Origin of the sequence: Pseudomonas sp. BN505 (assembly GCF_029873175.1) — a bacterium.
GTDB lineage: Bacteria > Pseudomonadota > Gammaproteobacteria > Pseudomonadales > Pseudomonadaceae > Aquipseudomonas > Aquipseudomonas putida.
In genome coordinates, this window is record NZ_SSOI01000045.1 from 33,937 (window position 1) to 49,206 (window position 15,270).

At 62.7% G+C, this 15,270-nt stretch carries 14 protein-coding genes; 5 read left to right on the forward strand and 9 right to left on the reverse strand.

Annotation, left to right across the window (positions count from 1 at the left end; translation table 11 throughout):
* The 4 genes from E8E78_RS13325 to E8E78_RS13340 form a co-directional block, all read right to left on the reverse strand.
* Complete coding sequence (locus E8E78_RS13325; protein WP_049275002.1) at positions 1–906, reverse strand: LysR family transcriptional regulator; 906 nt, start codon at positions 904–906, stop codon at positions 1–3.
* A gap of 57 nt (positions 907–963) precedes the next feature.
* A complete protein-coding gene (gene trmA, locus E8E78_RS13330) occupies positions 964–2,049 on the reverse strand; it encodes a tRNA (uridine(54)-C5)-methyltransferase TrmA (protein WP_084967077.1) in 1,086 nt (361 codons plus the stop codon).
* Positions 2,046–3,341 (reverse strand): NCS2 family permease, encoded by a 1,296-nt coding sequence (locus E8E78_RS13335; protein ID WP_016497921.1) that lies wholly within the window; start codon positions 3,339–3,341, stop codon positions 2,046–2,048. The genes trmA and E8E78_RS13335 overlap by 4 nt, the downstream gene beginning before the upstream one ends.
* A 222-nt stretch (positions 3,342–3,563) precedes the next feature.
* Positions 3,564–4,784 carry an MFS transporter gene (locus E8E78_RS13340; RefSeq protein WP_016497922.1) on the reverse strand — a complete coding sequence of 407 codons (1,221 nt, stop codon included), beginning with the start codon at positions 4,782–4,784 and terminating at the stop codon, positions 3,564–3,566.
* Positions 4,785–5,129: 345 nt separating this feature from the next.
* Between E8E78_RS13340 and E8E78_RS13345 the strand changes: the two genes are divergently transcribed.
* Genes E8E78_RS13345 through E8E78_RS13355 form a run of 3 tightly spaced genes read left to right on the forward strand, consistent with a single transcriptional unit; the run spans position 5,130 to position 7,742 of the window.
* Positions 5,130–6,566 (forward strand): cytochrome ubiquinol oxidase subunit I, encoded by a 1,437-nt coding sequence (locus E8E78_RS13345; protein WP_049275004.1) that lies wholly within the window; start codon positions 5,130–5,132, stop codon positions 6,564–6,566.
* 3 nt (positions 6,567–6,569) lie between these two features.
* Positions 6,570–7,577, forward strand: a complete 1,008-nt coding sequence (gene cydB / locus E8E78_RS13350; protein ID WP_016497924.1) for a cytochrome d ubiquinol oxidase subunit II — start codon at positions 6,570–6,572, stop codon at positions 7,575–7,577.
* A gap of 9 nt (positions 7,578–7,586) precedes the next feature.
* Positions 7,587–7,742 carry a DUF2474 domain-containing protein gene (locus tag E8E78_RS13355; RefSeq protein WP_016489104.1) on the forward strand — a complete coding sequence of 52 codons (156 nt, stop codon included), beginning with the start codon at positions 7,587–7,589 and terminating at the stop codon, positions 7,740–7,742.
* A 116-nt stretch (positions 7,743–7,858) separates the two neighbouring features.
* On the opposite strand, the gene E8E78_RS13360 is transcribed toward E8E78_RS13355, so the two are convergent.
* Both E8E78_RS13360 and E8E78_RS13365 read right to left on the reverse strand, forming a co-directional pair.
* Positions 7,859–8,983 carry a methyltransferase gene (locus E8E78_RS13360; protein WP_059395200.1) on the reverse strand — a complete coding sequence of 375 codons (1,125 nt, stop codon included), beginning with the start codon at positions 8,981–8,983 and terminating at the stop codon, positions 7,859–7,861.
* Between the two features lie 95 nt (positions 8,984–9,078).
* Complete coding sequence (locus E8E78_RS13365; protein ID WP_049274565.1) at positions 9,079–9,786, reverse strand: autoinducer binding domain-containing protein; 708 nt, start codon at positions 9,784–9,786, stop codon at positions 9,079–9,081.
* A 211-nt stretch (positions 9,787–9,997) separates the two neighbouring features.
* On the opposite strand from E8E78_RS13365, the gene E8E78_RS13370 reads away from it, so the two are divergent.
* Positions 9,998–10,774 carry a ferredoxin--NADP reductase gene (locus E8E78_RS13370; RefSeq protein WP_026034600.1) on the forward strand — a complete coding sequence of 259 codons (777 nt, stop codon included), beginning with the start codon at positions 9,998–10,000 and terminating at the stop codon, positions 10,772–10,774.
* A 32-nt stretch (positions 10,775–10,806) separates the two neighbouring features.
* Here E8E78_RS13370 and mscL read toward each other — a convergent pair whose 3' ends face one another.
* Entirely contained in the window at positions 10,807–11,226 is a 420-nt protein-coding gene (mscL, locus tag E8E78_RS13375; RefSeq protein ID WP_049274566.1) for a large-conductance mechanosensitive channel protein MscL, read from the reverse strand.
* A gap of 176 nt (positions 11,227–11,402) precedes the next feature.
* On the opposite strand from mscL, the gene radA reads away from it, so the two are divergent.
* Positions 11,403–12,773, forward strand: coding sequence for a DNA repair protein RadA (gene radA, locus E8E78_RS13380; RefSeq protein ID WP_016497929.1), 1,371 nt, complete (start codon positions 11,403–11,405; stop codon positions 12,771–12,773).
* A 233-nt stretch (positions 12,774–13,006) separates the two neighbouring features.
* On the opposite strand, the gene E8E78_RS13385 is transcribed toward radA, so the two are convergent.
* Both E8E78_RS13385 and E8E78_RS13390 read right to left on the reverse strand, forming a co-directional pair.
* Positions 13,007–14,524: a nucleobase:cation symporter-2 family protein gene (locus tag E8E78_RS13385; RefSeq protein WP_280313150.1), complete on the reverse strand. Its 1,518-nt coding sequence runs from the start codon at positions 14,522–14,524 to the stop codon at positions 13,007–13,009.
* 263 nt (positions 14,525–14,787) lie between these two features.
* Positions 14,788–15,153, reverse strand: coding sequence for a PilZ domain-containing protein (locus tag E8E78_RS13390; protein ID WP_061202768.1), 366 nt, complete (start codon positions 15,151–15,153; stop codon positions 14,788–14,790).
* Positions 15,154–15,270 lie beyond the last annotated feature (117 nt).

The window sequence follows — 15,270 nt, forward strand, 5'->3', positions numbered from 1 at the left end:
TCAGGCCTGCCATCTCGGCTGCGCGTAGTAGGTTTGCGCGTAGTCCAGCAGCGCCCGCACTTTGGGCGCCAGGTAGCGGCTTTGCGGGTACACCGCATACAGGTTGCGTGGGGGCAGTTTCCAGTCTTGGAGCACCGGCACCAGGCGCCCGTCCAGCAAGGCGTCATGCACGATAAAACGATCAAAGCTGGCAATGCCCAGCCCGCCAATGGCAGCAGCGCGCAGGGCCATCGGCGAGTTGGCGCTTAGGCGCCGGGGCATCAGGATATCGCGCTGTTCACCCTCTGGGTTGGTCAGATACAGACGCTGTGGGTGAGGCAGGTTGCTGTAGCCGAGAAGGGGATGATCAACCAGTGTGTCGAGGGAAGTTGGCGTGCCGTGGCGTTCCAGGTAGCGAGGTGCCGCCACCAGTAGCACCTCGCTGTGGGCCAGCAGGCGGGCTACCAGGCTGGAGTCGGGCAGATGATCGGTAATCCGAAGGCAGACATCGATTTGCTCTTCCAGCAGGTCGATGAAGCGATCGCTGCAATTGAGCTCGACCTGCAGCTGTGGGTGGCGCTCGACGAAGTCCGGTAGCCAGCGCCCCAGTTCAAGTTCGCCGAACGCAGTTGCCACGCCCAGGCGCAGGGTACCCGTGGGTTGCTGCTGATGCTCTGAAAGCTCCAGGGTCATTGCCTGCATCTGTTCGAGGATCTGCACGCAGTGGCGGTAGAAGAGTGTTCCTGCTTCGGTCAGGTGCAGGCGGCGGGTGGTGCGGGTGAGCAGTTGCGTGCCCAGCTGGCGTTCCAGCTGTTTCACCTGGCGTGACAGCACGGTGTGGGACATGCCTGCCTGACTGGCGGCGGCACTGAAGCTGCCGAGGTCGACGACCCGGCGAAAGGCCTGCATGGCGTTCAACTGGTCCATCGGTACAGCTCTCCTGAAGCGCCCGGTGGAGCCTTGCAGGCCCCACCGGGTAGCGGATCAGCGCCGGACCAGCAACACGCCGCTTTCCATGTGATGGGTATACGGGAACTGGTCGAACAGCGCGCAGCGTTCGATACGGTGGGTATCTTGCAGCTGGGCGATGTTCTGCGCCAGTGTCTCGGGGTTGCAGGAGATGTACAGAATCCGCTCGAAACGCCGGGTCAGCTCGCAGGTGTCAGGGTCCATCCCCGCGCGCGGCGGGTCGACAAACACCGTGCCGAAGTCGTAGCTTTTCAGGTCGATGCCTTCCAGGCGACGGAACGGCCGCACCTCATTCAGCGCCTGGGTCAGCTCTTCGGCCGACAAGCGTACCAGGCGCACGTTATCCACAGCGTTCTCGTCGAGGTTGCTGAGCGCGGCATTGACCGAGGTCTTGCTGATTTCGGTCGCCAGCACCTGGCGCACGCGGGTGGCCAGCGGCAGGGTGAAGTTGCCGTTGCCGCAGTACAGCTCCAGCAAGTCGTCCTGGCGCTCGCCAATGGCCTCGAAGGCCCAGCTCAGCATCTTCTGGTTCACCGCGCCGTTGGGCTGGGTGAACGCGCCTTCCGGCTGGCGATAGCTGAACACACGGCCAGCCACGTCGAGTTTTTCCACCGCGTAGTCGCGGCCGATCACCAGGCGCTTGCCCTTGGAGCGGCCGATCACGCTCACGCCCAGCGCTTCACCCAGTTGCCGGGCTTCTGCTTCCCAAGCCTCGTCCAGCGGGCGGTGGTAGCACATCGTGATCATCGCATCGCCGGCCAGGGTGGTGAGGAACTCCACCTGGAACAGGCGGTTGCCCAGTTCCTCGCTGGCCTGCCATGCCGCCTTCAGGCGCGGCATCAGTGCATTGATGCGCTGGCTGGCGATGGGGAAATCCTCGATCAGGATCGCCTTGTGCTTGTCGCCCGGGGCAAACATGGCGTAGTGGCGCTGGCCATCCTCGCGCCACAGGCGGAACTCGGCGCGCAGGCGGTAGTGCTCGCGCGGCGAGTCGAAAACAGCCGGTTCCGGCGCGCCAAATGGCGCCAGCAGCTCGCGCAGCCGGGCCACCTTGGCGTCCAGCTGGGTGGCGTAGGAGGAGGGGTCGAAAGCAGCACTCATGCGTTGAACCAGCCCAGCTTGATGACGAACAGGATGGAAAGGATCACCAGGGCCGGGTTCAGGTCGCGGTGGCGGCCGGAGATCAGCTTGACGGCGGTCCAGGAAATGAAGCCGAAGGCGATGCCGTTGGCGATCGAGTAGGTCAGCGGCATGGCCAGGGCGGTCACCACCACAGGTGCGGCTTCGGTGACGTCGTCCCAGTTTATTTCTGCCAGGCCAGAGGCCATCAGCACGGCGACGAACAGCAGCGCCGGCGCGGTGGCGAACGCCGGCACGCTACCAGCCAGGGGGGCGAAGAACAGCGCCAGCAGGAACAGCACGGCAACCACGATGGCAGTCAGGCCGGTGCGGCCACCGGCGCTCACGCCCGCAGCGGACTCGATGTAGCTGGTGGTGGTCGAGGTGCCCAGCAGGGAACCGGCCATGGCGGCGGTGCTGTCGGCTATCAGGGCGCGGCCCATCTTTGGCATGTGGCCGTCCTTGCCCATCAGGCCGGCGCGCTTGGCCACGGCGATCAGGGTGCCGGAGTTGTCGAACAGGTCGACGAACAGGAACGCGAAGATCACGCTGATCAGGCCTACATCGAGGGCTCCGGCGATGTCCAGTTGCAGGAAGGTAGGTGCCAGCGAAGGTGGCATCGACACGATACCGCCGAACGGCGTGACGCCCATCGCGATCGACGCGACGGTGACGGCCAGGATGCCGATCAACACCGCGCCGCGCACCTTCAGCGACTCCAGGCCGACGATCAGGAAGAAGCCCAGGGTGGCGAGAATCACCGACGGCTGCTTGAGGTCGCCCATGCCCACCAAGGTGGCCGGGTTATCAACGACGATGCCGGCGTTATGCAGGGCGATCAATGCCAGGAACAGACCGATGCCGGCGGCAATAGCCGAACGCAGCGGCAGCGGGATGCTGTTCACGATCCATTCGCGGATGCGGAAGATCGACAACAGGAAGAACATCACCGCCGACAGGAACACCGCGCCCAGCGCCACTTGCCAGGTGTGGCCCATGTGCAGCACCACGGTGTAGGTGAAGAACGCGTTCAGGCCCATACCCGGCGCCAGGGCGATCGGGTAGTTGGCAATCAGGCCCATGGTCGCAGAGCCGATGGCCGCTGCCAGGCAGGTGGCGACGAAGATCGCGCCCTTGTCCATGCCGGTCTCGCCGAGGATGCTCGGGTTGACGAACAGGATGTAGGCCATGGCCAGGAAGGTGGTGACGCCCGCGAGAATCTCGGTGCGCACGTTGGTGTTGTGTGCTCTTAGTTGAAACAGCCTTTCCAGCATGCCCGCTCCCCAAGGCGCCCCCGGCGCCATGAATGTATCGACCCCATCAGCAAAGCACAGACCGTACCGGTTGCCGTGGTTTTGTGTGGGGAGGAAAAAAGCCGCGCATCATACCAGCATGCTTGGCAGGGGCCTATGGCCGTTGGGGAATGGGTTTCCATAGCCGGTACCGGCCCTGTGGGAGCGGGCTTGTCCCGCGAAGAGGCCGGCACAGGCAACTGATCAACCGTTATGCAACCGGTCCCGCTTGGCCAGTGTCGGGAACATTTTTATCCACAGCCCCGTCACCACCAGTGTGCCCACCCCGCCCATCACCACCGCCGGCACTGTGCCAAACCAGTGCGCCGTCACCCCCGATTCGAACTCGCCGAGCTGGTTCGAGGCACCAATGAACAAGCCGTTGACCGCGCTCACGCGCCCGCGCATTTCGTCCGGGGTTTCCAGTTGCACGAACGAACTGCGAATGACCATGCTGATCATGTCCGCCGCGCCCAGCACCACCAGTACCGCCAGCGAGAACCAGAACGAGGTCGACAGGCCGAAGGCGATGGTGGCCACGCCGAACACGCCGACTGCGGTGAACATGGTTCGCCCGACGTTGCGCTCGAACGGGAAGCGTGCCAGCCAGAGCGACATGGCTAACGCCCCCACCGCTGGCGCCGAGCGCAGCAGGCCCAGGCCCAGTGGGCCGGTCAGCAGGATGTCCTTGGCGAACACCGGCAGCAGCGCGGTGGCCCCACCCAGCAGTACGGCGAACAGGTCCAGCGAAATGGCGCCGAGGATGTCGGGGCGACTGCGAATGAAGCGAATGCCGGCCAGCAGCGATTCGATGCTGGCACGCCCGCGCTGCACCACCTGGCCGCGCGCCTGCAGGCTCAGGGTGAGCACGCAGGCGATGGCATACAGGGCCACGGTGGGGCCATACACCCAGAGGCTGCCAAAGGCATACAGGAAGCCGCCCACCGCCGGCGCCACGATGGTTGCCGACTGGGTAGCCGACGCCGAAGCCGCCACCGCCCGCGGGAACAGCCCGGGCGGCACCACGTTAGGTAACAGCGCCTGGGTCGCCGGCATTTCGAACGAACGCGTGGCGCCCAGCAGGAAGGCGAGGGCGAAGATCAGCTCGCGGGTGACGTTGTCGGTGGCGCTGCCCACCGCCAGCGCCAGGGCGATCAACCCCTGCAGGCTCTGGCACAGGGCGGCAACCTTGCGCCGGTCATAGCGGTCGGCCACATGCCCGGTGTGCAGCATGAACAGCACTCGCGGGGCGAACTCGACCAGGCCGACCAGGCCCAGGTCCAGCACATTGCCGGTCAACTGGTAGAGGTGCCAGCCAATGGCCACGGTGAGCATCTGGAAGCCACTGGCGGTGAATACACGGGCCAGCCAGAAGGCCAGGAAGGGGCGGTGGTGACGCAACAACTGCGGTGCGGAATCGGACATCGGAAACCAGGGGCCTCGGCGCAGTAGAGGGGGGCGCAGCGTATCACCTGTTTGTAACAAGCGGTTACTGTTTGCCCGGATCTGCACTTTTTCACGCGTTATGAAAGAGGGTGGGGCAACCGGTCACGCGGCAAACAGCCACACGGCCCGCCGGTCTATTCGGGACTATGCTTCCTAGCATTCGTTGATCTGGGTCAATCGTTCCAGATTCAACGAATTGGCCCTCTGGGCCGGAATCCCTGCGATCGAACAGAACAATTCCAACGCGCCGTACTCGACCAAGTGGGGGCAGTGGGCGACTGGGGCCACAAGCCCGGACGCCGGATTATCTGAAGAGGAAGCACCATGTTCGGAATAGAGGCCTTAGAGCTCGCCCGAATGCAGTTTGCCTTTACCGTTTCGTTCCACATCCTGTTCCCGGCCATCACCATTGGCCTGGCGAGCTACCTGGCAGTCCTCGAAGGCCTCTGGCTGCGGACCCACCAGCAGGTCTACCGTGACCTCTATCATTTCTGGTCAAAGATATTTGCCGTCAACTTCGGCATGGGCGTGGTCTCGGGCCTGGTCATGGCCTACCAGTTCGGTACCAACTGGAGCCGCTTCTCCGACTTTGCTGGCGCCGTCACCGGCCCGCTGCTCACCTACGAAGTACTCACTGCCTTCTTCCTTGAAGCCGGTTTCCTCGGCGTCATGCTGTTCGGCTGGAACCGTGTCGGCCGCGGCCTGCACTTCTTCTCCACGGTGATGGTGGCAATCGGTACGCTGGTTTCCACGTTCTGGATCCTGGCCTCCAACAGTTGGATGCAGACCCCACAAGGCCACGAAATCATCGATGGCCGGGTGGTGCCGGTGGACTGGTTCGCGGTGGTGTTCAACCCATCGTTCCCCTACCGGCTGATGCACATGGCCACGGCCGCGTTCGTTTCCACGGCGTTCTTCGTTGGCGCCTCGGCGGCCTGGCACCTGCTGCGCGGGCGTGACAACCCGGCGGTACGCAAGATGCTGTCGATGGCCATGTGGATGGCGTTGATCGTTGCCCCGATCCAGGCGGTAATCGGCGACTTCCACGGCCTCAATACGCTCAAGCACCAGCCGGTGAAAATCGCGGCAATCGAAGGCCACTGGGAGAATGTGCCTGGCGAGCCGACGCCGTTGATCCTGTTCGGTATCCCCGACATGAAGGCCGAGACCACGCGCTTCAAGGTCGAGATCCCGGCGCTCGGCAGCCTGATCCTGACCCACAGCCTGGACAAGCAGGTGCCGGCGATGAAGGAATTCCCGCCTGAGGACCGGCCTAACTCCACCATTGTCTTCTGGTCGTTCCGAATCATGGTCGGGCTGGGCTTGCTGATGATCTTCGTTGGCCTTTGGAGCCTCTGGCTGCGCAAGCGTGGCACGCTCTACACCTCGCGCCCGTTCCTGTATGTGGCGCTATGGATGGGGCCCTCGGGGCTGATTGCGTTGCTGGCCGGCTGGTTCACCACCGAGATCGGCCGCCAGCCCTGGGTGGTGTATGGCCTGATGCGCACGGCGGACGGTGTGTCCAACCACAGCTACGCCCAGCTTGGTTTCACCTTGGTGGCTTTCGTGGTGGTGTACTTCGCCCTGTTCGGCACCGGCCTTGGCTACATGATGCGCCTGGTGCGCAAAGGGCCGCAGACCGGCGAAGGCGACGAGCACACACCGGGCGGCCCTGGCCAGAAACGCACGCCGGCGCGGCCATTGTCTGCCGCCGATGATGGCCATGAGGCCAAAACTGCCAGCCTGAGCAAGGAGGACTGAGCCATGGGTATCGACCTTCCGCTGATCTGGGCCGTGATCATCATCTTCGGCGTCATGATGTACGTGGTGATGGACGGGTTCGACCTGGGGATCGGCATGCTGTTCCCCTTCGTCAAGGGCGAGCAGGACCGTGATGTAATGATGAACACCGTCGCCCCGGTGTGGGACGGCAACGAAACCTGGCTGATCCTGGGTGGTGCCGGGCTGTTCGGGGCGTTCCCTATGGCCTATGCCGTGGTACTTGAAGCCCTGTACCTGCCACTGATCCTGATGCTGATGGGCTTGATCTTCCGCGGCGTGGCCTTCGAGTTCCGCTTCAAGGCCACGGCCGACAAGCGGCATATCTGGGACAAGGCGTTCATCGGCGGCTCCCTGGTCGCCACCTTCTTCCAGGGCGTGGCCCTGGGTGCCTTCCTCGAGGGCTTCAAAGTGGTCGACCGTCATTTTGCCGGTGGCACCCTCGACTGGCTCACCCCGTTCAGCCTGTTCTGTGGCGTGGGGTTGATCGTTGCCTACACCCTGTTGGGGTGCACCTGGCTGATCATGAAGACCGAAGGGCCGCTGCAACAAAAGATGCATGACCTGGCCCGGCCTCTGGCGCTGGTACTGCTGGTAGTAATCGGTATCGTCAGCCTGTGGACGCCGATCGCTTATCCACAGATCGCCGACCGCTGGTTCAGCATGCCTAACCTGATCTGGTTCATGCCGGTGCCGCTGCTGGTAGTGGTGACCTTCTACGGGCTGCTCAAGGCAGTGGCACGCAATGCGAACTACACGCCGTTCCTGCTCACCTTGGTGCTGATCTTCCTCGGCTACAGCGGCCTGGGCATCAGCCTGTGGCCGAACATCATCCCGCCGTCGATTTCGATCTGGGATGCCGCAGCGCCACCGCAAAGCCAGGGCTTCATGCTGGTGGGCACACTGTTCATCCTGCCGTTCATCCTCATGTACACCTTCTGGAGCTACTACGTGTTCCGCGGCAAGGTGACCCACGAAGACGGCTATCACTAGGAGGGCCGCATGATGACCGGCAAACATGGCCTGGAAGAGAAGAAACCGCTGTGGCAGCGACTGGGTTGGCTGGTGCTGATCTGGGCAATGAGCGTTGCGGCCCTGGGGGTGGCAGCATGGGTGATGCGGCTTTTCATGGGGGCTGCGGGCCTTACCACCCATTGAAATGGGGGCGTTTTGCGCCCCATCGCGACGCAAGGCCGCTCCCACATTGTCGGCGAACGCGGGCCCTTGTGGGAGCGGCCTTGTGTCGCGATGGGCTGCAAAGCAGCCCCAAACGCTTATTTACGGGCTTTCAGGATGACGAACTTGGGCGTCGCCGCCACCTGCTCCACCCCCCGGAACAACCGCGCCAGCTTGCTGTGATAGCCCAGGTGCCGGTTACCCACGATATACAACGCCCCACCTACCACCAACGCCTCACGCGCCTGCTGGAACATGCGCCAGGCGAGAAAATCGCCCACCACCTGCTGCTGGTGGAACGGCGGGTTGCACAGCACCACATCGAGCGACTGCTTCTCAACCCCTGCCAACCCATCAGCCGCGACAAAAGTCGCCGGGCGCTCGCCCAGCGCGGCTTGCCAGTTTTCCTGCGCTGATTGCACCGCCATGTACGATTCGTCGACCAGCGTGTACTGGGCATCCGGGTTGGTCAGGGCGCTGGCAACGGCCAGCACGCCATTGCCGCAGCCCAGGTCTGCCACCCTCGCGTTGCCCAGGTCGCGTGGCAAATGCGGCAGGAATGCCCGGGTGCCGATATCCAGGCCTTCACGGCAAAACACGTTGGCGTGGTTGACCAGCTCCAGTGCCGGCGCGTCGAGGCGGTAGCGGCTCGGGTAGGGTGAGCGGGCTACCGGCCGTTCGGCGAGCGTTGCGGTCAGCAGACGGGCCTTTTTCTGGGCCAGCGAGGCCTGCACCGGGCCAATGTACTTTTCCATCAGGTCGCCGGCTGCGTGTGGCAAGTGCTTGATCATCGCCCCGGCAATCACTTGCGCGCCAGGCGCCAGGTGGCCCTGCAGGCGGATCAGTTGTTCTTCAAGCAAGGCCAGGGTCTTGGGCACGCGCACCAGCACCCGGTCGAACGGGCCTTGCCAGCGTTCGCTGGCCGGTACGAAGGGGACGCTGTCGAACGGCAAGCCGTTGCGCGCCAGGTTCTTTTCCAGGGCCAGGTGCGCCAGGTGCGAATCGCCGCTGCTGACCACCTGCAGCCGGCCTGCCAGGCTGGCCGCCAAGGCACCGAAGCTGTCATTGAGCACCAGCACCCGGCAGTTGGCGTCGGGCGCCTGTGCGTGCAACTGCGCAAGCAGGTACTCGTCGGCGGCATCGAAAGCCTGCAACGGGTCGTTGGCCTGTTCCGGCTGGCGGATCAGGTCGAGTTCGGCGTAGGGGGTGGTCAACAGGGGCATGGCGTCTGGCTCGGGTATAAACTGCCCGATGCGGTTCGCCCCGGGCTTTGCCGGGCAATTCTACAGGGCTTTGCCCAAGGTCGCAGGTTTGAAGGTCAGATCCAGCCACGCAGGGCGGCGATGGCGATGGCGCCTGCCTTGTTGGCGGCGTTGGTCTTGGTGATCACGCTGCGAATGTGGAAGTTCACCGTGCTCTGCGACAGTGAGAGGATGCAGGCCACGTCGGCTGCGGTCTTGCCGGCGGCGGACCATTTCAGCACTTCCAGTTCACGCTCGCTCATTTTGGGTTGCGATGGGCACAGTGCATTCAGGTGGTGCTCGCCGAGTACCGCATGCAGGGTATGGCACAGCCACTGCACACTGCCGGCCTTGCCGTAAAGCTCGACGATGTCGATCTTTTCGGCTGGCCTGGCTACGCTGATCTGGCTCTCGTTGTGCTGCAGGTCGTGCAGTGATTGCGTCCAGCCATGGCGCAAGCCGTACAGGCACGCCGCTTCGCGAAACTGCGGGGCTTCACGATACAGTTCGTCGGTCCACAGCACCGGCATGGTCGAGCTATGGCTGACGTTGGCGGCCGGGTCCTGCTTATAGAACTCGTCGCGCTGGTAGCGCTCGATCCACTCAGCCGGATAGTTGCTGTAGAGGTACACCCTGGGTGTCTGAGTGGCGATCTGGATGCGCATGTTCAAGCCGAGGTATTCCATGCCCAGGTCTTGTGCCAGATGTACCGCGATGTCGAACAGCTTCCGTGGGCTGCGCTCGTTGACGAACGCCTGAAGGTGTTCGGGATTCCACTGAAGCATCTGAAACTCCTCGGGGTGTCGGACCCAATCCATTTGGGTACCGGGGTCATTGTAGGAAAAGACCTACCATGGCGTTGGGATTATTTTGTTATAGCGATCAGGTTTTTCTGCAACTTCGGCACGATCACCCTTGATGAGGCCCTACAAAGCAGTGGTTTTTATCCGGGCCACTTTGCGCGACACTGTGCGCACGTCAAACCTGGAGCCCGATATGACCGCTAGCGCCGAAAAGTTCACCCGCCAGACCCTGCTCGATGTTCAGCCGCTCACGCCGAACCTCTTCAGCCTGCGGGTAACGCGCGATGCAGGGTTCCGCTTTCGTTCCGGCCAGTTCGCCCGCCTGGGCGTGACCAAGGCCGATGGCAGCGTGGTGTGGCGCGCCTACTCCATGGTCAGCGCACCGCATGACGAGCACCTCGACTTCTTCTCCATAGTGGTGCCAGGCGGGGAGTTCACCAGTGAGCTGAGCCGCCTGGGGGCGGGTGATACCTTGCTGATCGACCGCCAGGCTTTTGGCTTCCTTACCCTTGACCGCTTCGTGGGTGGCCGCGACCTGTGGCTGCTGGCGACCGGGACCGGAATTGCGCCATTCATGTCGATCCTGCAGGACTTCGAGGCCTGGGAGCGTTTCGACAGCATAAAGCTGGTGTATTCGGTGCGCGAAGCGAAAGAGCTGGCCTACGTGGATGAAATCGCCGGGTTGGAGCAGCGCGATTACCTGGCTGAGTACGCCGGCAAGTTGCAGTTCATTCCGGTGGTGACCCGTGAGCAGCACCCGGGGGCCCTGAATGAGCGCATTACCACGCTAATCGAGAATGGCGAGCTTGAGAAGGCAGCAGGGCTGGAGCTGTCGCCGGAACATTCGCGGGTGATGCTGTGCGGCAACCCGGAGATGATCGACGAGACGCGCAAGGTGCTGAAGGCGCGTGACCTGCAACTGAGCCTGAGCAAGCGGCCGGGGCAGGTGGCTGTGGAAAACTACTGGTAATGCGATAGGGGCGCACAGCGCCCCCAGCAACCTCAAGGCAGCCGATTCTGGTTTTGCGTCTTGAGCAAATCGCGAATCTCGGTCAACAGGGTTTCTTCAGCCGAAGGCACTGGCGGCACAGTCGGTGCCACAGCTTCTTCGCGCTTGAGCCTGTTGATTGCCTTCACCCCCATGAAGATGGCAAAGGCAACGATCACGAAGTCGATCACGGTCTGGATGAACTTGCCATAAGCCAGCACCACCGCTGGAATGTCACCTTGGGCAGCCTTCAGTGTGATCGCCAGATCGCTGAAGTCCACCCCACCGATCAGCAGACCCAGTGGCGGCATGACCACGTCTCCGACGAAGGACGATACGATCTTGCCGAAGGCTGCGCCGATGATGATACCGACCGCCATGTCGACGACATTGCCTTTGACCGCGAAGGCCTTGAACTCACTGATCATGCCCATGTTTGGTTCCTTGTAACAAAAGGTAAGGTTAACGCAGTGTAAGCCACTTAAACGCTTCATGCGTCGTGTTCAGGGGTAGTGACTGCGGTTAGAACGAATAGTTTTGTCGCATCCCGAAGCGTTCGAGACACTTCCGGCTCGGCTATCATGGCGGTTTTTTCCAGGAGACCCCATCCATGGCCAAGGCCAAGCGCTTGTATGGCTGCACCGAGTGCGGCGCGACCTTCCCCAAATGGGCCGGCCAGTGCGGCGAATGCGGGGCCTGGAACACCCTGGTCGAAACCATGATCGAGAGCGGCGGTGCTGCTGCGCCCAGTACTGGCCGCGCCGGTTGGACCGGGCAGCAAGCGCAGATCAAGACCCTGGCCGAAGTCAGCGTCGAGGAAATCCCGCGCTTCACCACCAGCAGCACCGAACTGGACCGCGTGTTGGGCGGCGGCCTGGTGGATGGCTCGGTGGTGCTGATTGGTGGCGACCCGGGCATCGGCAAGTCGACCATCCTGCTGCAGACTTTGTGCAACATCGCCGTGGGCATGCCGGCGCTGTATGTCACGGGTGAGGAGTCGCAACAGCAGGTGGCCATGCGCTCGCGGCGCCTGGGCTTGCCCCAGGACAAGCTCAAGGTAATGACCGAAACCTGCATCGAAACCATCATTGCCACGGCACGCGTCGAGAAACCGCGGGTGATGGTGATCGACTCGATCCAGACCATCTTCACCGAGCAATTGCAGTCGGCACCCGGCGGCGTGGCCCAGGTGCGTGAGAGCACGGCGCTGCTGGTGCGTTACGCCAAGCAGAGCGGCACGGCGATCTTCCTGGTCGGCCACGTGACCAAGGAAGGCTCGCTGGCCGGCCCGCGGGTACTGGAGCACATGGTCGATACCGTGCTGTATTTCGAAGGTGAGTCCGACGGCCGCCTGCGCCTGTTGCGAGCGGTGAAAAACCGCTTTGGCGCGGTCAACGAACTGGGCGTATTCGGCATGACCGACCGGGGCCTGAAAGAGGTGTCCAACCCGTCGGCTATCTTCCTTAACCGTACCCAGGAAGAAGTGCCGGGCAGTGTGGTGATGGCGACCTGGGAGGGCACCCGGCCAATGCTGGTCGAGGTACAGGCACTGGTCGACGACAGCCACTTGGCAAACCCGCGCCGGGTAACCCTGGGCCTGGACCAGAACCGCCTGGCCATGTTGCTGGCGGTGCTGCACCGCCACGGCGGTATTCCCACCCATGATCAGGACGTATTCCTCAACGTGGTGGGCGGTGTGAAGGTGCTGGAGACGGCTTCGGACCTGGCATTGCTGGCGGCGGTGATGTCCAGCTTGCGTAACCGGCCACTGGCCCATGGGCTGCTGGTGTTTGGCGAGATCGGCCTGTCGGGCGAGGTGCGGCCGGTGCCCAGTGGCCAGGAGCGGTTGAAGGAAGCGGCCAAGCATGGCTTCAAGCGCGCCATCGTGCCCAAGGGCAATGCGCCGAAAGAGTCGCCGGCGGGGCTGCAGGTTATTGCCGTCACCCGCCTGGAACAGGCCCTGGATGCATTGTTCGAGTAATTCATGACTTGTCAGGGGACTCGCCGCCTCAGGATGGCGCGGTACCTGTAGGAGCAGCCTTGTGCTGCGAAGAGGCCGATATGGCCAGCAGATTTGTATGGGCAGCAATGGCCTCTTCGCAGCACAAGGCTGCTCCTACAAGGAGCGGGCAAGCCCGCGAAAGGGCCAGTACAGGCAAACGAAAAAGGGGCCGACGATGCGCGTCGGCCCCCCTCTCACCGCTCAGTCAGCGGTCAATGTTCGGCAACTGCCGCACGCCTGACCGTCTGGTTGCCATGCTCGTCCAGTTCCAGCAATGGCACTTCGTTTCCTTCGGCATCGAACAGCTTGCCATCCTTGAAGTAGTCGCCATCACGCAGTGCGGAAATGTCGGAGTACTGGATGGTGCGTTCGTACGCTGCGGCGAACACGGACTGGTTTTCCGAGTTGCCGGTGGTGAAGTGGTTGAAGATCAGGTTCAGCAGGATGGCCATGATCGCCGCCGAACTGATGCCCGAGTGGAAGATGGTCTCGAACCAGTTCGGGAAGTGGTGGTAGAAGGTTGGCGCGGCAATCGGGATCATGCCGAAGCCCAGCGAAGCGGCGACGATGATCAGGTTGACGTTGTTCTTGTAGCTGACCTTGGACAGGGTGCGGATACCACTGGCCGCCACCGTTCCGAACAGCACGATGCCCGCACCGCCCAGTACCGGGGTCGGTACTGCAGCAATCACCCGGCCCATGACCGGCAGCAGGCCGAGCACCACCAGGATCACACCGCCCGTGGTCACCACGTAACGGCTCTTGACCCCGGTCACGGCCACCAGGCCAACGTTCTGGGCGAACGCGCTCTGGGTGAACGAGCCGAAGATCGGCGCCAGGATGCTCGATGCCATGTCGGCGCGCAGGCCGTTGCCCAGGCGCTTGGAGTCGACCTTGGTGTCGATGATCTCACCCACGGCGAGGATGTCGGCCGAGGTTTCCACCAGGGTGACCATGATCACGATGCACATCGACAGGATCGCGGCGATGTGGAATTCCGGCATGCCGAAATGGAACGGCGTGGGGAAGGCGAACATCGCACCCTCGGTGACCTTGCTGAAGTCGGTCATGCCCAGCGCCCAGGCGATCAGGGTACCGAGCACCATGGCCAGCAAGATCGACAGGCGCGAGATGGTCGCGCTGCCCAGCTTGCTCAGCAGCAGCACGATGGCGAAGGTCAGCCCCGCCAGGCCGATGTTGGCCACGCTGCCGAATTCCGGCGAGGCGCTGTTGCCACCCATCACCCAGCGTGCAGCCACCGGCATCAGGGTCAGGCCGATGGTGGTGATGACGATACCGGTCACCAGCGGCGGGAAGAACTTGGTGATGCGCGAGAACACCGGGGTGATCAGGAAGCCGATCAGCGATGCTGCCATGACGGCGCCGAGCACGCCTGGCAGGCCACCGCCGCCCTCGCTGCTGAGGATCGCCCCCATGGTCGCCACACCGGCGAACGACACGCCCTGCACCAGCGGCAACTGGCAGCCGAAGAACGGCAGGCCGAGGGTTTGCAGCAGGGTGGCCAAGCCACCGGCAAACAGCGAGGCAGCAATCAACATGCCTATTTCGGCGCCGTTGAGGCCTGCGGCCTGCCCCAGGATCAGGGGTACCGCGACGATCCCTCCGTACATGGTCAACACATGCTGCAGACCGTAAGCCAGGTTGGCACCAAGCCCGAGGTTTTCATCCTCGGGGCGCTTGGCGGGAGACGTGCTAGGGGACGTAGTCATGGAGCAGGCTCTCTGTTTATTTTTGTGTCGCTACTGTAGACAGTTCCGGCAAATGATTACCACAAGAATTGTATACAATATTTTGATCGGAGCGCGCACAAGGGCGACCGCCGGATGTGCGAAAACCCAATGCAGAAGGCGTACCAACTCATCAAATGCTGTATTAGAGGGGTGTGTACAAAGTGCTGCTACCCAGGCTTAAAGCTGTCTGGGTAGACAGGAAACACATCGCAGGGAGGCTATTAGCTAGCTAAGAGATTTCATTATTCGATGAGTTCGCGCAGCTCACGCATCATTTCGGTGCTGTCGGCCACGTTCAATTCCACAAGACGGTGCAAGTGGCTCATCGAATCGATGTCGATGTACAGGCAGATGAAGCCCAGCCGGTCCGGTTCTTCGTGGCGCAGTTCGACCTGCATCTGCACCTCGGTCACTTCGTCGTTGAGCAGGATGTAGGCTTCGAAATCCTGGCTCAGGTCGGGATCCCAGGGTTTAGGGCATTCGACCAGCAGGCCCTTGAGGGACAGGTCGAGCAGTTTCACCTCCCAGCAACGCTCGCCCTGGCACAGCCTGGTCGGGGCGTCGAACTGGATACGCTGGAAACGGCGGCGTTCGTCGTGATCGCTCATGGCGTGGATCCTCGGGTAGGTCCTAAAGTGACATCCTGACTATAGTTAGAAGGGTATGTGCATCAGGTACTGCAATCTGGCCGCAGAGGCTCTAGACCAAAGCAAGTGTGGCAATGC